Raw genomic sequence first — 19,972 nt, 5'->3', positions numbered from 1 at the left:
TTGCCGTGGGAGCGAGCACCTGCATCGCAGCATGGCACGCTAACGCTTGGCAATCTCAGCCGAATCATCCGCAGAATTACCTGTGGTTGGAACCACGCGCCCGGCATTTTTTTGGGGCCACCTTTGCGTTCACGGTCTGGACTCTTACCGGTGGAGTCGCGGTGAGGGTATTGTCGTTTGATTCGCGCGCGACGGGGGTCGCCGCGCGCGTCAATTCGTGCGGTCTTGGGGCAACTATGTCAGGCGTGATCGTGTCGATGCGTCGGACGCTGCTGTCGTGCACTTCGCTGGTGCGCAACAGCCTATTCGGAGGCGCTCTCGCAGCGCTGCTGCCGGCTGAGCCGGCGGAGGCCGCCGACCTGGTCGACACACTCTCGATTTTGCTGGATTTCAACCGCCAGGAACTGGCGGTGCTGGCCACCGCGCTCGCTTTGCTCGGCTTCACCGTCGTCGCCGCGATCCTCCTGATGCGCACCCGCGTGCGCACGGCCAAGAACGAGGCCGCGCTGCGCGGGCGGATCAGGGAACTGCAGCTGCAGGCCGACCGCTTCGGCGCCATGTTGTTCGCCGAGCCGCAGATCCTGATCTCCTGGCCGGCCGGCGATGATCGCGCGCAGATCTCCGGCGACATTGCGATGGTGCTGCCGCGCGATTCGGCGCCGCAGCGCGTGCTCGCGTTTGGAACCTGGCTGCCGCCGGAACCCGCGCTGCAGATGGATCATGCCGTCGATGCCTTGCGCGAACGCGGCGACGGCTTCCAGCTCACGCTGACCACCGCCAACGGCCATACGCTGGAGGCGATCGGTCGTGCCATCGGCGGCCAAGCCATTGTCCGGATTCGCGAATTATCCGGCCTGCGACGCGACCTGGCCGAGACCAATCTGCGCTACAGAGCGCTCGCCGACGACACCGAGATGCTGCGCGGCTTCGCCGCGGCCAGCCCTTGGCCGATCTGGGCCAAGGGCGAGAACGGCGCGCTGACCTTCGCCAATCCGGCCTATATGCGCGCGACCGAGGCGAGCAGCATTGCCGACGCCCAGGAGCGCAAGCTCGAGCTGCTCGACAGCGCCGACCGCAGCGCCATGGAGCGCGGCCTGAAGGAGGCAGCCCAGTTCACCTCGCGGCTGCCGATCGTGACCGGCGGCGAGCGGCGTATGTATGACGTGCGCGCGGTCAATGTCGGGACCGGCAGCGTCGGCGTCGCGATCGACGCATCCGAGGCGGACGCGCTGAGCGCGGCGCTGGTGCGGATGGCGGAGGCGCATCGCCGCACGCTCGACCAGCTCTCCTCCGGCGTTGCCGTGTTCGACGGCCAGCGCCGGCTCGCCTTCTACAACGATTCCTACCGTCGGCTGTGGGACCTCGACCGCAATTTCCTCGACACCCACCCTGACGATTCCAGCGTGCTCGACCAGCTCCGCGCCGCGCGCAAATTGCAGGAGCAGCCTGATTTCCGCGCCTGGAAGGCCAAGCTGCACGAGGCCTATCGCGCGGTCGAGGCCGCCAAGGACACCTGGTACCTGCCCGACGGCCGCGCGCTGTCGGTGGTCACCACGCCGAACCCCGAAGGCGGTGTCACCTATCTGTTCGACGACGTCACCGAGAGCCTCGAGCTCGCCCGCCGTTTCGACGGCATGATCCGGGTGCAGCGCGAGACCCTGGACAGCCTCGCCGAGGGCGTCGCCGTGTTCGGCAGCAACGGCAAGGCGCAGCTGTTCAATCCGGCCTTTGTCCGGATGTGGAAGCTCTCGAACGATGCCATGCGCGAGGAGCCGCATATCCAGACGGTCGAGGGCTGGTGCCAGCAGCTGTTCGACGACGCCATCGTCTGGCGCCAGATCCGCGAGGCCATCACCTCGATCGAGAACCGCGTCGACGTGCCGCTGAAGCTGGAGCGCAAGGACGGCAGCGTGCTCGACGGCATGATCCGTCCGCTGCATGACGGCGCGACCATGCTGACCTTCCTCGACATCACCGACACCGAGAACGTCGAGCGCGCGCTGCGCGAGCGCAACGAGGCGCTGGAGGCGGCCGACCAGATGAAGGTGGATTTCGTCCACCACGTCTCCTACGAGCTGCGCTCGCCGCTCACCACCATCATCGGCTTCGCGCACTTCCTCAGCGATCCCTCGACCGGACCGCTGACGCCGAAACAGGCCGAATATCTCGACTACGTCACCAAATCGACCAATGCGCTGCTGGCGCTGACCAACAACATTCTCGACCTCGCCACCATCGATGCCGGCGCGATGAAGCTGGAGCTCGGCCCGGTCGATGTCAGCAAGACCATCGAGCTCGCCGCCGAAGGCATCCAGGACCGCCTCGCCACCGACCGCATCCGCCTCAAGGTCGAGATCGCGCCCGACGTCGGCAGCTTCATCGGCGACGAGAAGCGGGTGGTGCAGGTGCTCTATAACCTGCTCGCCAATGCCGTCGGCTTCTCGCCGCAGGATTCCACCGTCGGGATCAGCGCGCGCCGCACCGAGCGCAGCGTTGTCTTCATTGTGACAGATTCCGGACCTGGAATACCCGCCGACATGAAGGACAAGGTGTTCAACTGGTTCGAAAGCCGCTCGCAAGGCTCGCGTCATCGCGGCGCCGGGCTCGGCCTGTCGCTGGTGCGCTCCTTCGTCGAGCTGCATGGCGGCAAGGTGCAGGTGGATTCGGCCGTCGGCAAAGGCACGGTCGTCACTTGCGACTTCCCGACCGACCAGGCGGCGCATCGCGACGCCGCCGAATGAGCGAATCCACCACATTCTCGGTCGCGCTTCCCAACGAGACGGCCACCGCACAATTGATGGCCGATCTCGCGCTGCTGATCGGGCCCGGCGACACCATCACGCTGTCAGGCGACCTCGGCGCCGGCAAGACCGCGGCCGCCCGCGCCATGATCCGTTACCTCGCCGGCGACGACGAGCTCGAAGTGCCGAGCCCGACCTTCACGCTGGTGCAGGGCTACGAGCTGCCGGCATTCGCGGTGATGCATGCCGATCTCTACCGCGTCGAGGACGAGCGCGAGCTCGAGGAGATCGGGCTGTCGCCGCTTCCCGAGGCCACGCTGGTGCTGATCGAATGGCCGGAGCGGGCGCCGTCGGCCATGCCCCAAGACCGCATCGACATCGCGCTGACGCATCGGCCGGCGCTGGGGTCGAATGCGCGTGCCGCCGACATCACCGGCTACGGCAAGGGCGCCGCGACGGTCGCGCGACTGCAGGCCTTGCGCGAATTCCTCGAGGCCTCGGGCTATCTCGACGCCGGGCGCAAGCGCATGGCCGGCGATGCCTCGACGCGCTCCTATGCGCGCCTGATCCGCGACGACAGCGTCGTCATCCTGATGAACTCGCCGCAGCGTCCCGACGGCGCCGCAATCTACAACGGCAAATCCTACAGCGCCGCGGTGCATCTGGCCGAAAACATCAGGCCGTTCGTCGCCATCGACGAGGGTTTGCGCGCGGCAGGCATCTCGGCGCCGAAGATTCATCATGTCGATCTCGACCACGGCTTTCTGATCTCGGAGGATTTCGGCAGCGAAGGCGTGATCGAAGGCGATCCGCCGCGGCCGATTGCCGAACGCTATGAGGCCGCAACCGACGTGCTGGCCATGCTGCACGGCAAGACCTTGCCGGAAACGCTGCCGCTGGACGGGCAGACCTACACGATTCCCGCGTTCGACACCGAGGCGCTGCTGATCGAGATCGGCTTGATGCCGGAATGGTACCTGCCCGATCGCAACGCGCCGCTCAGCGGCGAGAGACGCGCGGAGTTCTTCGCGATGTGGCGCGAATTGCTGAAGAAGCCGCTGGCCGCGCCGCGAACGTGGATCATCCGCGACTACCACTCGCCGAACCTGATCTGGCTCGCCGACCGGACCGGCGCCGAACGCGTCGGCGTGATCGATTTCCAGGACACGGTGCTCGGCCCGCACGCCTATGACGTGGTGTCGCTGCTGCAGGATGCCCGCATCGACGTGCCTGAAGCGCTCGAACTGACGCTGCTGTCGCGCTACATCAAGGCACGGCGCACGCAGGATGCTGGCTTCGATCCGGCCGGCTTCGCCGAGCTCTATGCCATCATGTCGGCGCAACGCAACACGCGCCTGCTCGGCACCTTCGCCCGGCTCAACCGCCGCGACGGCAAGCCGCATTATCTACGCCACCAGCCACGGATCTGGACCTATCTGCAGCGCTCGCTGGCGCACCCGGCGCTGGCCTCCTTGCGCGACTGGTATCTCGCTAACGTCCCGGCCCCCAAATCCTGAATCGGAACCGATTTACCGGCTGTTAGCCATCGCACCGGTATCATCGCCTGCGGCAGCCGGACATCGAGGGGCTGGAGCAGGACAAATGGCGGTCAAAGCGGACCAGCGCGGGAACAACCGGGTCGTTTTCGAACGTGGGGTGCCGGCCCAGATGATGGGTATCGACGGCACCTGGCGGCGTGAGTGCACCATGGAGGACGTCTCCGAGAGCGGCGCCAAGCTGACCATCGACGGCTCGGTCGAAGGTTTGCACCTGAAGGAATTCTTCCTGGTGCTGTCGTCGACCGGACTTGCCTATCGGCGCTGCGAACTGGCCTGGGTCAATGGCGACCAGATCGGCGTCAATTTCCTGAAGGTCGGCGACAAGAAGAAAAAGGCGCGTTCCACAGCCGTCGGGGCGTGACGGCAACACACGTCGTACAACCGTCACGGCGGCTGGCTAAGGCGGTCGATACGCGGTGCGGCTGACCGGGGCTCGTGCTAGGGTTTGCCGCGACACAGAGATTTCCGGGGTTCGAGAAGGCGAAGGATGCCCGTCAAACCGACCAAAGCCATGGTGCTCGCCGCAGGGTTCGGCCTGCGCATGCGTCCGCTGACGGACAAGATGCCGAAGCCGATGGTGCCGGTGGCCGGCCAGCCGCTGCTCGACCACGTGCTCGACAAGCTCGCTCAGGCCGGCGTCACCGAGGCGGTCGTCAACGTGCACTATCTGCCCGACCAGATCATCGCGCACACCAGAGCCCGCCAGCATCCGCGCGTGACCATCTCGGACGAGCGCGACCAGGTGCTCGGCACCGGCGGCGGCGTGGTCAAGGCGCTGCCGCTGCTCGGCGATGCGCCGTTCTTCCACGTCAATTCCGACACGCTGTGGATCGACGGCGTGCGCTCCAACCTGACGCGGCTCGCCGAAAACTTCGACCCTGCAAGCATGGACATCCTGCTGCTGATGGCGCCGACGGCGACCAGCATCGGCTATAACGGCCGCGGCGATTACGGCATGCTGCCCGACGGATCCTTGCGCAAGCGCAAGGAAAAGGAGATCGTCCCGTTCGTCTATGCGGGCGCGGCAATCCTGTCGCCGAAGATCTTCGAAGGCGCGCCGCAGGGCGAGTTCTCGCTGACCAAAATGTTCGACCGCGCGGGCGAGCAGGATCGCCTGTTCGGCCTGCGTCTCGACGGCGTCTGGATGCATGTCGGCACGCCCGACGCCGTGCACGCCGCGGAAGAGGCGTTTCTGGAGAGCGTGGCGTAAGGTCAGCGGCGAACAGCGGGGACGATTTCGCCCCGACCCATGACCATTCGAGCCTGCGTGCCTATATTGCCCTGATTCCGAATCAGGCAGCCGATGCGCGTCTTCAGCGTTCCTCTCTCAGTTCCGTTCCTGCGCACGATCGTCGCAAGCCTGCTCGATGGCCGGCTGGTCGACGGATTCGAGGCGCGCAAGGAACCGGCGCGGCTGGCCGACGCCACGCTGTATCTGCCGACGCGGCGCGCCATGCGTGTCGTCCGCGAGATCTTCCTCGACGAGATGGCGGCGAATGCCGTGGTGCTGCCGCGCATCGTCGCGCTCGGCGACATCGACGAGGACGAGCTCGCTTTCGGCGATGAAGGCGAGCAGTTTTCCAGCGTGGCGCCGCTCGAGATCCCGCCACGGCTCGGCGAGCTCGAACGGCGCTTGACGCTGGCGCAGCTCGTCGCGGCCTGGGCCAAGGGCCCGGTGCTGGCGCCGCTGGTGGTCGGCGGCCCTGCCTCGACGCTGGCGCTCGCCGGCGACCTCGCGCGCCTGATCGACGACATGGTGACGCGCGGCGTCGACTGGAGCAAGCTCGACGGGCTCGTGCCTGACATGCTCGACCGCTACTGGCAGCATTCGCTCGACTTCCTGCGCATCGCGCGCACCGCCTGGCCGGCCCATCTCGCCGAGATCAACCGCATCGAGCCCGCGGCGCGGCGCGATCTCTTGATCGCGGCGGAAGCCAAGCGCCTCACCGCGCATCCCCATGGCCCCGTGATCGCGGCCGGCTCGACCGGCTCGATGCCGGCCACCGCCAAGTTTTTGCACGCGGTCGCTTCGCTGCCGCATGGCGCGGTGGTGCTGCCTGGTCTCGACACCGATCTCGATGACGAGGCCTGGCGCAGCATTGGCGGTAGCAGGGACCTCTTGGGCGTCACCGAGAATCCGACCTCGAACCATCCGCAATATGCCATGCATGCGCTGCTGGATCGCTTCGGCATCAAGCGCAGCGACGTCGAGATTCTCCAGCCGCCGGCGGATGGCGGCCGCGATCTGCTCGCATCGGAATCGATGCGCCCCTCCGCCAAGACGGAGGTCTGGCACGACAGGCTGAAACAGCCCGATGTCGCCGCGAAGATCGCAGGCGGCATGAAGAACCTCGCAGTGGTCGAAGCGCCCAATCCGGAGATGGAAGCACTCGCCATCGCCATTGCGATGCGCGAGGCGCGGCATCTGGGCAAATCGGCCGCGCTGGTGACGCCCGACCGCGCGCTGGCGCGGCGGGTGATGGCGGCGCTGACAAGGTGGGATCTCGCCTTCGACGATTCCGGTGGCGACGTGCTGATGGAAACATCCGCCGGCGTGTTTGCGCGCCTCGCGGCCGAGGCCGCGACTAGGGGATTGGAGCCGCCGACGCTGCTGGCAATGCTGAAACACCCGCTGTGCCGGCTCGGCCGCGCCAGCGGCGCATGGAAGGCTGAGATCGAGGACCTCGAGCTGGCGGTGTTGCGCGGCACGCGGCCGCCAGCGGGCACGGCCGGGCTCCTCCGTGAGTTCAACCGCTTTCGCGAGGAACTGGCAAAGCTGTGGCGCAGCGAGGCCTCCGCGCTGCATGCCGCCGAGCCGCGGGCGCGGCTCAAGGCGGAAGATCTCGATCGCATCCAGGCGCTGATCGATGCGTTGCAGAAGGCGCTGGCCCCGATCGAAGCTCTCGCGGCATCAAAACCGTTCGACTTCGCCGAGCTCGCACATCGCCACCGCGAGATCCTGATCGAGCTGTCGCGCGACGAAGAGGGCATTCCGCTCGCCTTCGAGGAGCGCGAGGGCCTCGCGCTCGCCGGCGCCTTCGACGACCTGCTGCGCGGCGGCACCACCAGCGGCTTGATGGTGACGCTGCCCGATTATGCCGAACTGTTCCAGACCGCGTTCAGCGATCGCGCGGTGCGCCGTCGCGACAAGCCCGGCGCGCGACTGCAGATCTACGGCCCGCTGGAATCGCGCCTGATGCAGGCCGACCGCATCATCATCAGCGGCCTGATCGAAGGGGTCTGGCCGCCGGCGCCGCGGATCGATCCCTGGCTCAGCCGGCCGATGCGGCATGAGCTTGGCCTCGATCTGCCGGAACGGCGCATTGGACTGTCCGCACATGACTTCGCGCAGCTGCTCGGCGGCGATGAAGTCATCCTGACGCATTCGGCCAAGGCCGGCGGCGCGCCAGCCGTCGCCTCGCGCTTCCTGCATCGGCTGGAGGCGGTTGCGGGCGAGGCGCTCTGGACGGCGGCTGTCCGCGCCGGCGAGAGATATGTGCAGTTCGCAGGCGCGCTGGATCAGCCTGACAAGGTCGAGCCGATCAAGCAGCCCGAACCGCGACCGCCGCGCGCGACACGTCCGCTCAAGATGTCGGTGACCGCGATCGAGGACTGGCTGCGCGATCCCTACACGATCTACGCAAGGCACATTTTGCGGCTCGCCGCGCTCGACCCCGTCGACATGCCGCTGTCGGCCGCCGACCGCGGCTCGGCGATCCACGATGCAATCGGCGAGTTTACCGAGACCTACGCCACGCGCCTGCCCGACGATCCCGCCCGCGTGCTGCGCGCGATTGGCGAGAAGCATTTTGCGCCGCTGATGGAGCGGCCCGAGGCGCGGGCGCTGTGGTGGCCGCGCTTTCAACGCATCGCGCAATGGTTCGGCGAATGGGAGACGGCGCGACGCGATGCGATCGAAGCCATCACCGCGGAAACGCGCGGCGAAATATCGATCAAGCTCGATCATCAACGCAGCTTTACCCTCTCCGCCCGCGCCGACCGCATCGAGCGGCGCCAGGGCGGCGGCTATGCCATCCTCGACTACAAGACCGGGCAGCCGCCATCGGGCAAGCAGGTCCGCATGGGCCTGTCGCCGCAGCTCACATTGGAAGCGGCGATCCTGCGCGAAGGCGGTTTCCCTGATATCGACGCCGGCGCATCCGTGAGCCAGCTCGTCTATGTCAGGCTGAGCGGCAACAATCCGCCGGGCGAAGAGCGGATCCTCGAGCTCAAATACAAGCCGGGCGACGAGCCGCAGCCGCCCGATATTGCGGCCGCGGAGGCGCGGGCCAAGCTGGAAGCGCTGATCCGCGCCTTCGACAACGAGAACCAGCCCTACACCTCGTTGAACCTGCCGATGTGGTCGAACCGCTACGGCGCCTATGACGATCTCGCTCGGATCAAGGAATGGTCCGCGGCCGGCGGATTGGGAATCGAGGAATGGTGAAAGCGCCGCGCCCCATTCCGGATGAAGTGCGTGCCCGACAGGCGCGCGCGTCGGACCCGACGGCATCCGCCTTCGTGTCCGCCAATGCCGGCTCAGGCAAGACCCATGTGCTGGTGCAGCGCGTGATCCGCCTCTTGCTGTCGGGCGTGCCGCCGGAAAAGATCCTGTGCATCACCTTCACCAAAGCCGCCGCCGCCAACATGGCCGAGCGCGTGTTCACGACCCTTGGCCATTGGGTGACGCTCGACGATGCCGGTCTCGATGCCGCCATCCGCGCCGTCGGCATCCCGCATCCCGGCGCGAAGCTGCGCCGCGAAGCAAGAAAGCTGTTCGCCTGCGCCTTGGAGACGCCGGGCGGCTTGAAGGTGCAGACCATCCACGCGCTCTGCACCCGCCTGCTCCAGCAATTCCCGTTCGAGGCCAATGTGCCGGCACGCTTCGCCGTGATGGACGACCGCGACCAGAACGACATGATGGAGCGTGCCAATCTGAAGGTGCTGCTGGAGGCCGCGCGCGCGCCTGACAGCGTCACCGGCCGCGCGCTGCTGACCGCGATGGAGAGCGCGGCCGACGTTACCTTCAAGGAGGTGGTGCGCGAGGCGTGCCTGAGCCGCGACCATTTCATGGCCTGGACCGATGCGGCCGGCAATGCCGAGACCGCCGCGGCGCAGATGGCCACGGTGCTGGGTGTTGACGCGGGCGACCGTATCGAGGATGTCGAAACCGAGATTCTCGACGGCCCGTATTTGCCGCGCTCGCGCTGGGACGACATCGCCTTTGCGCTGGAAGACGGCAGCAAGTCCGACAACGACCAGGCCGGCCGGCTTCGCGCCGCAAAGGCATTTTCCGGCGCGGCGCAGGTCGATGCCTATCTCTGTGTGTTCCTCACCGACGAAAAGCTGCCACGCAAGGCGGTGCTGACCAAGAAGTTCGGCGAGCACAATCCGTCCGTCGCCCGCCTGTTCGAGAACGAAGCGGTTCGCCTCGGCGGATTGATCGAGAAACGCCGCGCGGTGACCCTGCGCGACCGCACCGCGGCTCTGCTGCACATCGCGACCGCCGCCGCTGCGAATTACCGTCGCGAGAAGCAGGAGCGCGGCCTGCTCGATTACGACGATCTCATCGACAAGACCTTGGCGATGCTCGACCGTGTCTCCTCGGGCTGGGTGCACTACAAGCTCGATCGCGGCGTCGATCACGTCTTGATCGACGAGGCGCAGGACACCAGTCCCCGGCAATGGGACATCGTTGCGCATATCATCTCGGAATTCACGGCCGGCGCAGGCGCCCGCGAGGGGCTGAACCGCACGGTGTTCGCCGTCGGCGACGAGAAGCAGTCGATCTTCTCGTTCCAGGGCGCAGCGCCGCACGAGTTCGACGCGCGCCGGCGCGAATTGCACCGCAAGTTCACGGCGGCCGGGCTGAAATTCGATCCCGTCGCCTTCACCTATTCGTTCCGCTCGGGCGCGGCGATCCTGCATTCGGTCGATCACGTCTTCCGCGATCCCGCCATCTACAAGAGCATCCATTCGGTCGAAATCGGCCATCCCCTGCATAACGCGCTCGCCGATGCCGGTCCCAGCGTGATCGAGCTGTGGGATCTGGCCGAAGCCGACGACCGGCAGGAGATCGAGGGCTGGCGCGCGCCGTTCGATGGCGTCGCCGTCACCAGCCCGGAGGTCAAGCTCGCGCGCCGCATCCAGGCCGAGATCAAGCGGCTGGTCGAGAGCGGCACGCTGACGGGCCACGAGGGCGAACGCCGGCCGCTGCGCTATGGTGACATGCTGATCCTGGTGCGCCGGCGCGGCAATGCGTTCGACGCTGTGATCCAGGCGCTGAAGCACGCCGGCGTGCCCGTCGCCGGCGCCGACCGGCTCAAGCTGACCGAGCACATCGCGATCATCGATCTGATGAACCTTGCGGATGCGCTGCTGCTGCCGCAGGATGATCTTGCGCTGGCGGTGGCGCTGAAGAGCCCGCTGTTCGGGCTCGACGACGACGACCTGTTCCAGCTCGCCCATGGCCGCAAGGGATCGCTGCGCCGTGCACTCGGGGAGCATGCGGGCACAAGCGAAAAATTCGCGACCGTGCTGCGGCGGCTCGAAGCCTGCGAGATCCGCGCGCGCGAAGAAACGCCGTTCGCCTTCTATGCCTGGCTGCTCGGCGGCGACAGCGGCCGCGCGCGCATCCTGCGTCGTCTCGGTCATGAGGCCAATGACGCCCTCGACGAATTCCTCGAGCTGGCGCTGAATTGCGAGCGCAAGGCGCCGGCCTCGCTGCAGGGCTTCATGGCCTGGCTGCGTTCGGCCGATACCGAGGTGAAGCGCGACATGGAGATCACGCGCGACGAGGTGCGGGTGATGACGGTGCATGGCGCCAAGGGCCTCGAGGCCTCGGTCGTGTTCATGGTCGACACCACCTCCTCGCCCGCGGATTCGCAGCGTGTCAGGCTGATCAATGTGCCGCGCGGCAATGGCGGCGAGGTCGTGGTCTGGGCTGGCCGCAAGGCTGATGATCCCAAGCCGGTCGCCGAGGCGCGCAAGGCGATGCTGGAGGAGACCGAGGACGAATATCGCCGCCTGCTCTATGTCGCGATGACGCGCGCGGCCGACCGCCTGATCGTCGGCGGCTGCATGCCCGGCAACATGCGGACGGTCCGCAAGCTGAGCTGGTATGACCTGATCGACACCGGGCTGTCAGGCTCGGGCCTGGACAAGCAGACGATCGAAACGCCGCTCGGCAAGGTGACCCGCTTCGCCCGCCCCGAGGATGTGGCGGCGCTCGGCACGCCGGCGACCTCGGCCGATCGGACCATCGCGCTGCCGGATTGGCTGCGGACGCCGGCGCCGCGCGAGATGATCGAGGAGGATCCATTGCGCCCCTCCGGCCAATCGGCCGAGGAAGGCCGCAGCGTGCGATCCGGCGAATCGGTGCAATCGCGCGCGCTTGCATTGCAGCGCGGCACGCTGGTGCACCGGCTGCTGCAATCCCTGCCTGATATCGCCGCCGGGCGCCGGCGCGAGGCCGCGCTCGGCTTCATGGCGCGCAACGCCGCAGACTGGACCGAGACCGACCGCACCGCACTGGCCGACAAGGTGCTCGCCTTGATCGCCGAGCCGCGCTTTGCACCGGTATTTGCCGCCGGCAGCCGGGCGGAGGTCGCCATCGCCGGCAGGCTGGAGCGGCGGGGCCGGCCGCCGGCGCTGGTGTCGGGGCAGATCGACCGGCTGGTCGTTCGCCCGGAGGAGGTTTTGATCGTCGATTTCAAGACCAACCAGGCCGCGCCCAGGAACGCCATTGATGCGCCCGCCGCGTATGTCCGCCAGCTTGCGCTGTACCGGGCAGTGCTCTCGCAGCTTTATCCCCAAAAGCCGGTCAGGGCCGTCCTGCTCTGGACCGAGGCCCTTGAATATATGGAGATTTCAGCCCCCGCGCTGGACGCGGCGCTGGCATCCCTTCATCTCGGTGTGAGCGTCCTTGACCCGGCAAGGGGCCGTTCATAGGTTGGGACCATGATCTCAGGCGCGATTCCACGTCGCGCCGATTCTCTTACAACCGAGTGAGGTACTCCAATGGCCGTTGGCAAGGTTTCCGATACCGATTTCGACGCCGAAGTGCTCAAGGCGAACGGCCCCGTTGTCGTCGATTTCTGGGCCGAATGGTGCGGCCCCTGCCGCATGATCGCACCCGCTCTCGACGAGATCGCCGGCGCGATGGGCGACAAGGTCAAGATCGTCAAGCTCAACGTCGACGAGAGCCCGAAGACCGCGTCCAAATATGGCGTGATGTCGATTCCGACCCTGATGATCTTCAAGGGCGGCGAGATGGCCTCCCGCCAGGTCGGCGCGGCGCCGAAGGCGAAGCTCCAGCAGTGGATCACCTCCGCGGTCTGATCCGCCTGCCACAAGATCGTTTTGAAGACGGCCGGCGAAACGCCGGCCGTCTTATTTTTTGGGTAGCCCGGATGGAGCGAAGCGAAATCCGGGATCGTGCCGCGAGTCATACCGGTCCCGGATTTCGCTTCGCTCCATCCGGGCTACGGGAGGACCCAAGGACCGGCCGTTTGCGTTGGTAGGACGTGTCCAGCGTATGTGACGAGCCCCAACCCTTGCCTGCCTCTCCCGCAAAACGCGCGCGAAAATCGACTTCTCTCGTTGCGATGGAGGCGCGGTCAGTCGACGAAATTCCGCGCGGCAGGGAATGGCAGTACGAGCCGAAATGGGACGGCTTCCGGTGCCTGCTCTCGCGCGAGCGCGGCAGCGTCGATCTCCGCTCCAAATCCGGCGAAGACCTTGCGCGTTATTTTCCTGAAATCGTCGCCGCTGCGCTGAAGCTGAGGGCGGACCGGTTCACGCTCGACGGCGAGATCGTCGTGCCGCAGGGCAAGGGCTTTTCCTTCGACGCCCTGCTGCAGCGGATTCATCCCGCCGCAAGCCGCGTGACAAAACTCTCGCAGGCGACGCCGGCGCTCTATCTCGTCTTCGATCTGCTGGCGACGGCCAATAAGAAAGCGCTTGCCGATGCGCCCCTCAGCGAGCGGCGGCCGGCGCTGGAAGCGTTTGCCAAGGCCAATATGAAAGGCACTTTCCGCCTCTCACCGGCAACGACGAGCTACGCCACCGCGAAGAAATGGCTGGCGCAGTCCGGCGGCGGCTCGGACGGCGTCATCGCCAAGCGCATCGACCTGCCCTACCAGGCCGGAAATCGCGACGGCATGCAGAAGATCAAGAAGTTTCGGAGCGCCGATTGCGTGATCGGTGGCTTCCGCTATGCGACCAACAAGATCGCGGGGCGCAAGGTGGTCGGCTCGCTGCTGCTCGGTCTCTACGACGACGGGGGTCTGCTGCACCATGTCGGCTTCACCTCGGCGATCAAGGCTGACGAGAAGCCTGCCCTGACCGACCGGCTGGAAGCGCTGATCGGCGAGCCCGGCTTCACCGGCAACGCGCCGGGCGGCCCAAGCCGATGGTCCACGGAGCGCTCGGCAAAGTGGTGCCCGCTCAAGCCGAAGCTCGTGATCGAAATCTGTTACGACCATTTCAGCGGCGAGCGCTTCCGCCATGGCACCTCGATCCTGCGCTGGCGTCCCGACAAGGCGCCGCGGCAATGCAGCTTCGAGCAGTTGAAGCAGAAAGTGGCCGATCCGATGAAGCTGTTGAAGTGATATTCGGCTCGTGCCCCGGACACGAGCACGTCAACCGATCCACCCCGTCGCCAGCGCGTTCGCCAGCTCCGGCTGGTTGTTGTGGCGGGCGAGTGTGGCCATCGCCTCATGATCGTAGGCGATGTGGCGGAACGTCACCCGCCAGGCACCGTCAACGAATTCGAGGATCGCATAGCGCGCATGCGGCGTGCCGGCTTCGACGACATGCGGGAACGGATGCACGTCGCGATAGCCGGGGCTCCCCACACTGCCGGGATTGACGATCAGCCTGTCGTCGCGAAGCCGCACGGCGCGGGCGAGATGGGTGTGGGCGCAGAGGATCAGCGACTGCGTGATGCCTTGCGCGAACTGCTCGATGCGATCGAGCGGCGACAGCGCGACGGTGCCGTCGGGATGCAAGGTGTCGAGCCAATAGATCTCGTCATTCTCGGGCGTGGCGTGACAGAGGAAGACCTGATCGCGAAACACGCGCGTCATCGGCTGTGCGCGCAGCCAATCAAGCTGCGCTGCATTGAGCGCGTCATATGCAGGGCGATCCCACGAACCCATCTTCTCCGGCGGGCGATCAAGCAGATAGCGGTCGTGGTTGCCGAGCACGTGCACGGCATCGAGCGGCATCAAGATCTCGATGGTCCTGACAGCATCGAGCGGCCCGCTCAGCATGTCGCCGAGGCTGACGATGTCGGAGATCCCAAGCGCGCGGATGTCTGATAGCACCGCCTCCAGCGCGAGATAGTTTCCGTGGACGTCGGCAATCGCGGCAAAGCGCATCGGGATCTCTCGTCACTCTCGTGCCCCGGACGCGGCGCAGCACGTCAATGGTGCGCTGCCGAGCCGGGGCCCACGTTGCGGCATTCTGGGTCCCGGATCTGCGCTTCGCTCCTTCCGGGCTACGCAACCCTCATGCAGGAGGCGTGCCGTTGAGGCCGAGCACGTGGCCGGCGAGGTACAGCGAGCCTGTGATCAGGATGCGCGGCGGCACTTCGTAGGCGAGCTTCGACAATGCGCGCAGCGCGGCCTCGATGCCGGGCGCGATCTCGACACGCATGCCGAGACTGCGCACGGCATCCGCCAGACGGTCGACCGGCATCGCGTTCTCAGTGTCCGGAATCGGCACCGCGATGATGTGGCGGGTGAGGCCGGCGAAGTTGGCGAGAAACGCCTTTGCATCCTTGTTGGCCATCATGCCGGCGATCACCACAAGCGGCCGCGAAACCCGCTCCTCGAGATCGCCGAGCGCGGCGGCTGCAACGCGGCCGCCTTCGGCGTTGTGCCCGCCGTCGAGCCAGATCTCCGAGCCCTGCGGCCCCCAGGACAGCAATTCGCCCGAGGTGAGCCGCTGCATCCGCGCCGGCCATTCGGCGCCGACGATGCCGGCCTCGAAGGCCGCCTGGTTGACCTTGAAGGCCGGAATCGCACGCAGTGTCGCAATCGCAAGGCCGGCATTGTCGAACTGATGGCGGCCGAACAGGCGCGGCGCGGCCAGATCCATCAGGCCGCGCTCGTCGGAATAGACGAGGCGGCCGCGCTCGACATTGACGTGCCAGCTTTCGTTCGCCGCAAACAGCGGCGCGCGCATCTGCCGCGCCTGCGCCTCGATCACGGCCATCGCGTCCGGTGTCTGCTCGGCGCACACCACGGGCACGCCGCGCTTGATGATCGCCGCCTTCTCGCCCGCGATCGACGCCAGCGTGTCGCCGAGGAAGTCCATGTGGTCCATGCTGACGGGCGTAATGACGCAGGCCGCGGGCTGATCGACCACATTGGTCGAATCGAGCCGGCCGCCGAGGCCGACCTCCAGCAGCACGGCGTCGGCAGGATTTTGCGCGAACAACAGGAACGCGGCCGCTGTCTTCAGCTCGAAGACAGTTGCAGGCTCGCCGGCATTGACCCGCTCGACCTCTTCAAGCGCGGCGCGCAACGCGTCGTCGGAGACGAGCATGCCGCCACCGACGCGGCCAAGGCGAAAACATTCGTTGACGCGGACGAGATAGGGCGAGGTGTAGGCATGAACGCGCAGGCCAGCCGCCTCCAGCGTCGCGCGCAGATAGGCGACCGTCGAGCCCTTGCCGTTGGTGCCGGCGACGTGGATCACCGGCGGCAGTTTGCGTTCGGGGTGGCCAAGCCGCTCGAGCAGGCGATGCATCCGCTCGAGTCCGAGATCGATGCGCTTCTGATGCAGGGCCGACAGCCGCCCGATCAATGCATCGAGCGGCGACTTTGCGCTGTCAGCGTGCGCGTTCACGCGTGGGGCGCGGCCGGCGCCGTCTCGGCGGCCGAGACGATCTGCGCCGGGGTGGTCACCGGCTGAACCGATTTCGAGGCCGCGTCGAGCGCCGGCGCCCGGGTCAACAGGCGGCACAGCCGTGCCAGCGTCGGACGCAGCTCATGGCGATGCACGACCATGTCGACCATGCCGTGCTCTTTCAGATATTCGGCGCGCTGAAAACCTTCCGGCAGTTTCTCGCGAATGGTCTGCTCGATCACGCGCGCACCGGCAAAGCCGATCAGCGCGCCGGGCTCGGCGATCTGCACGTCGCCGAGCATCGCGTATGACGCGGTGACGCCGCCGGTGGTCGGGTTGGTCAGCACGACGATGTAGGGCTGCTTGGCTTCGCGCAGCATCTGCACGGCGACGGTGGTGCGCGGCATCTGCATCAGCGACAAAATGCCTTCCTGCATGCGCGCGCCGCCCGATGCGGCGAACACGATGAAGGGCGACTTCTTCTCGACCGCGAGCTCGAGACCGCGCACGATGGCTTCGCCCGCCGCCATGCCCAGCGAGCCGCCCATGAAATCGAAATCCTGCACGGCGACGACGACGCCGGCGCCTTCGAGCTTGCCGTAGCCGACCTTGATCGCGTCATTCAGATTGGTGCGGGCCCGCGCATCCTTGATGCGATCGACGTATTTCTTCTCGTCGCGGAACTTGAGCGGATCGGGCGTGACCTCGGGCAGAGCGACGTCGAACCAGGTCTCGTTGTCGAAGATCGACTTCAGCCGCGCCACCGCGCCCATGCGCATGTGGTAGTTCGAGCCGGGGATGACGAACTGGTTGGCCTCGACGTCCTTGTAGAACACGAGCTGTCCGGAATCCGGGCACTTGATCCACAAATTCTCCGGCGTCTCCCGCCGCAGCATGTTGCGGATCTTCGGCCGGACCACATTGGTAAGCCAGTTCATGGTTTACTCCGATGTGCGATCCCCCCTGGGGATCGCCTGAAGGGATATATGGCGGCCGGGCCGTTGCCCGGCAAGCCGCCATGTCCGTGCGCCAAAGCGCATGAAACATAGCGCGAATTATGGCCTATCCGGCCGCTTGTTTGGCGGCCCTGACGCCCTGAGCCAGGGCTGCCGTCAGTTCGGCCACGGCGTTAACGGTTTTGGCGGTCGCGCGCCCCTCGGCATCGAGGCTGTTCTTGAGCGCGTCGACCAGGGCGGTGCCGACCACCGAACCATCGGCCTTCTCGGCAATGGCGCGCGCCGCCTCCGGGGTGCGGATGCCGAAGCCGACGCAGATCGGCAGACCGGTGTGCCGCTTGATGCGCGCGACAGCTTCACCGACGACATTGGCGTCCGCGGCTGCTGCACCGGTGATGCCGGCGATGGAAACGTAGTAGACGAACCCTGATGTGTTGGTGAGCACGGCCGGCAGACGCTTGTCGTCGGTGGTCGGGGTCGCCAGGCGAATGAAGTTCAGGCCCGCCTTCAACGCGGGAATGCAGAGCTCGTCGTCTTCCTCCGGCGGCAGATCGACGACAATCAGGCCATCGACGCCTGATGACTTGGCGTCAGCCAGAAATTTGTCGACGCCGTAGATATAGATCGGATTGTAGTAGCCCATCAGCACCAGCGGCGTCGCGTTGTCGTCCTTGCGGAAGTCACGCACGACGTCCAGCGTCTTCTTCAAGGTCATGCCAGCCTTCAGCGCGCGCAGACCTGCCGCCTGGATCGAAGGACCATCCGCCATCGGATCGGTGAAGGGAATGCCGAGCTCGATCACATCCGAGCCCGCCTTGGGCAGCGCCTTGACGATCTCGAGCGACGTCGCGGGATCAGGATCGCCGGCCATCACATAGGTGACGAAGGCCGAGCGGCCCTGCTTCTTCAGCTCGGCGAAACGGGTGTCGATACGGGTGGTCACTTGCTCTTGCCCTTCAGGATGTCGCCGACTTGCGGGACGTCCTTGTCGCCGCGGCCGGAGAGATTGACGACCATCAGGTGGTCTTTCGGTCGCTTCGGCGCGAGCTCCATCACCTTGGCGATGGCGTGCGCGGGTTCGAGCGCGGGAATGATGCCTTCGAGCTTCGACAGCAGCTGGAATGCGGCGAGCGCCTCGTCATCGGTCGCGGACAGATAATTGACGCGGCCGACGTCATGCAGCCAGGAATGCTCGGGACCGATGCCGGGATAGTCGAGACCGGCCGAGATCGAATGCGCGTCCTGGATCTGGCCGTCGGCATCCATCAAGAGATAGGTGCGGTTGCCATGGAGCACGCCGGGACGGCCGCCCGCGATCGAGGCTGCATGCAATTGCGTGAGGCCGTGGCCCGCGGCTTCGACGCCGAAGATTTCGACGGAGGGATCATCGAGGAACGGATGGAACAGGCCCATCGCGTTCGAGCCGCCGCCGATGCAGGCGACCAGCGAATCCGGCAGGCGTCCCTCGACCTCCTGCATCTGCGCTTTGGTCTCGTTTCCGATAATCGACTGGAAGTCGCGCACCAGCGTCGGGTAGGGATGCGGGCCCGCCACCGTGCCGATGCAGTAGAAGGTGTTGTGCACGTTGGTGACCCAATCGCGCAGCGCCTCATTCATGGCGTCCTTCAGCGTGCGCGTGCCCGACTGCACCGGATGAACCGTTGCGCCCAGCATCTCCATGCGGATGACGTTGGGCTGCTGCCGTTCGACGTCGACGGCGCCCATATAGACCACGCATTCCAGACCAAAGCGCGCGCACAGCGTCGCGGTGGCGACGCCGTGCTGGCCGGCGCCGGTCTCGGCGATGATGCGCTTCTTGCCCATGCGCCGCGCCAGCATGATCTGGCCGAGCACGTTGTTCACCTTGTGGGAGCCGGTGTGGTTGAGCTCTTCGCGCTTGAGGTAGATTTTCGCGCCGCCGAGATGCTCGGTGAGACGCTCGGCGAAATACAGCGGCGAGGGCCGGCCGACATAGTTCTTCAGGTACCCGTTCATCTCGACATGGAACGCCGGATCGGCCTTGGCCGCGGTGTAGGCCTTCTCCAGGTCGAGGATCAGCGGCATCAGGGTTTCGGCGACGAAGCGGCCGCCGAAAATGCCGAAATGGCCGCGCTCGTCGGGCCCGCTACGATAGGAATTTGGCTTGGCGATGGTCATCGAACGCTCAACTCTCGAGTGGCGCGCGCGGCGCGAATGAAGGCCTTGATCAGCTCGGGGTCTTTCACCCCCGGAGCGCTCTCGACGCCGGAGGAGATGTCGACGCCGCCGGCGCGGGTGATGCGAACGGCCTCGGCGAGGTTTTGAGGTTGGAGGCCGCCCGAAACCATATACGGCAGATCGAGCGCCAGGTTTTCCAGCAGGTGCCAGTCGAACGGCGTGCCCAGGCCGCCCGGACGGGTCGCATCCTTCGGCGCACGTGCGTCGAACAGGATGCGGTCGGCGACCGCGGCATAGCCGGGCAGCACGGCGAGATCACCAGCGCTCGCGACCGGCACCGCCTTCATCACCGGGCGGCCGAACTTCTGCTTGATGTCGCGCACGCGCGCCACGCTCTCCTGGCCGTGGAGCTGGAGGATGTCGGGCGACAGCGCGTCCATGATGTTGTCGAGCGTGGCATCGTCGGCATCGACGGTCAGCGCCACTTTCAGCGCGCGCTTTTTCACCTGCCGGCCGAGATCGCGTCCCGTCTCCAGCGAGACATGCCGCGGCGAGGGCGGGAAGAACACGAATCCCACCATGTCGGCGCCCGCATCGAGCGCCGTTTGAAGCGTCTCGCGCGTGGACAGGCCGCAGATCTTGACGAGCAGGGACATGGTCTCAAAGCGGGTGGAGGCCGCAAGTGGCGGCCGGGAAACGGGCT

At 66.4% G+C, this 19,972-nt stretch carries 14 protein-coding genes; 8 read left to right on the top strand and 6 right to left on the bottom strand.

Annotation, left to right across the window (positions count from 1 at the left end; translation table 11 throughout):
- Nucleotides 1-236 precede the first annotated feature (236 nt).
- The 8 genes from G8O24_RS11915 (at nt 237) to G8O24_RS11880 (ending at nt 13,911) form a co-directional block, all read left to right on the top strand.
- Complete coding sequence (locus G8O24_RS11915) at nt 237-2,741, top strand: PAS domain-containing sensor histidine kinase (protein WP_188099390.1); 2,505 nt, start codon at nt 237-239, stop codon at nt 2,739-2,741.
- The gene (gene tsaE, locus G8O24_RS11910; RefSeq protein ID WP_188099388.1) at nt 2,738-4,258 is read left to right on the top strand and encodes a tRNA (adenosine(37)-N6)-threonylcarbamoyltransferase complex ATPase subunit type 1 TsaE; all 1,521 of its coding nucleotides are present in this window, start codon (nt 2,738-2,740) and stop codon (nt 4,256-4,258) included. Before G8O24_RS11915 ends, tsaE begins: the two co-directional genes overlap by 4 nt.
- Before the next feature lie 85 nt (nt 4,259-4,343).
- Complete coding sequence (locus G8O24_RS11905; protein ID WP_188099386.1) at nt 4,344-4,661, top strand: PilZ domain-containing protein; 318 nt, start codon at nt 4,344-4,346, stop codon at nt 4,659-4,661.
- Nucleotides 4,662-4,787: 126 nt separating this feature from the next.
- Entirely contained in the window at nt 4,788-5,510 is a 723-nt protein-coding gene (locus G8O24_RS11900; protein WP_188099384.1) for a nucleotidyltransferase family protein, read from the top strand.
- Between the two features lie 93 nt (nt 5,511-5,603).
- Entirely contained in the window at nt 5,604-8,747 is a 3,144-nt protein-coding gene (addB, locus tag G8O24_RS11895) for a double-strand break repair protein AddB (RefSeq protein ID WP_188099382.1), read from the top strand.
- Nucleotides 8,741-12,250 carry a double-strand break repair helicase AddA gene (addA, locus tag G8O24_RS11890; protein ID WP_188099380.1) on the top strand — a complete coding sequence of 1,170 codons (3,510 nt, stop codon included), beginning with the start codon at nt 8,741-8,743 and terminating at the stop codon, nt 12,248-12,250. The genes addB and addA overlap by 7 nt, the downstream gene beginning before the upstream one ends.
- 69 nt (nt 12,251-12,319) lie before the next feature.
- Complete coding sequence (trxA, locus tag G8O24_RS11885) at nt 12,320-12,640, top strand: thioredoxin (protein WP_188099377.1); 321 nt, start codon at nt 12,320-12,322, stop codon at nt 12,638-12,640.
- 266 nt (nt 12,641-12,906) lie between these two features.
- On the top strand, nt 12,907-13,911 hold the full coding sequence (locus G8O24_RS11880) for an ATP-dependent DNA ligase (protein WP_188099591.1): 1,005 nt from the start codon (nt 12,907-12,909) through the stop codon (nt 13,909-13,911).
- A gap of 30 nt (nt 13,912-13,941) precedes the next feature.
- On the opposite strand, the gene G8O24_RS11875 is transcribed toward G8O24_RS11880, so the two are convergent.
- From G8O24_RS11875 to G8O24_RS11850, 6 genes are all read right to left on the bottom strand, one after another.
- Nucleotides 13,942-14,682, bottom strand: a complete 741-nt coding sequence (locus G8O24_RS11875; RefSeq protein ID WP_188099375.1) for a metallophosphoesterase family protein — start codon at nt 14,680-14,682, stop codon at nt 13,942-13,944.
- Between the two features lie 130 nt (nt 14,683-14,812).
- Entirely contained in the window at nt 14,813-16,156 is a 1,344-nt protein-coding gene (locus tag G8O24_RS11870) for a bifunctional folylpolyglutamate synthase/dihydrofolate synthase (RefSeq protein WP_188099373.1), read from the bottom strand.
- Nucleotides 16,153-17,094, bottom strand: a complete 942-nt coding sequence (gene accD / locus G8O24_RS11865) for an acetyl-CoA carboxylase, carboxyltransferase subunit beta (protein ID WP_188099371.1) — start codon at nt 17,092-17,094, stop codon at nt 16,153-16,155. Before accD ends, G8O24_RS11870 begins: the two co-directional genes overlap by 4 nt.
- Before the next feature lie 124 nt (nt 17,095-17,218).
- Entirely contained in the window at nt 17,219-18,055 is an 837-nt protein-coding gene (trpA, locus tag G8O24_RS11860; protein WP_188099369.1) for a tryptophan synthase subunit alpha, read from the bottom strand.
- Complete coding sequence (gene trpB, locus G8O24_RS11855) at nt 18,052-19,269, bottom strand: tryptophan synthase subunit beta (protein ID WP_188099367.1); 1,218 nt, start codon at nt 19,267-19,269, stop codon at nt 18,052-18,054. The genes trpA and trpB overlap by 4 nt, the downstream gene beginning before the upstream one ends.
- A complete protein-coding gene (locus G8O24_RS11850) occupies nt 19,266-19,925 on the bottom strand; it encodes a phosphoribosylanthranilate isomerase (protein WP_188099365.1) in 660 nt (219 codons plus the stop codon). The genes trpB and G8O24_RS11850 overlap by 4 nt, the downstream gene beginning before the upstream one ends.
- Between the last annotated feature and the right edge of the window lie 47 nt (nt 19,926-19,972).

Source organism: Bradyrhizobium campsiandrae (assembly GCF_014529705.1).
GTDB lineage: Bacteria > Pseudomonadota > Alphaproteobacteria > Rhizobiales > Xanthobacteraceae > Bradyrhizobium > Bradyrhizobium campsiandrae.
The sequence above is the reverse complement of the archived record's forward strand: the minus strand, read 5'-3'. Positions and strand labels throughout refer to the sequence as shown.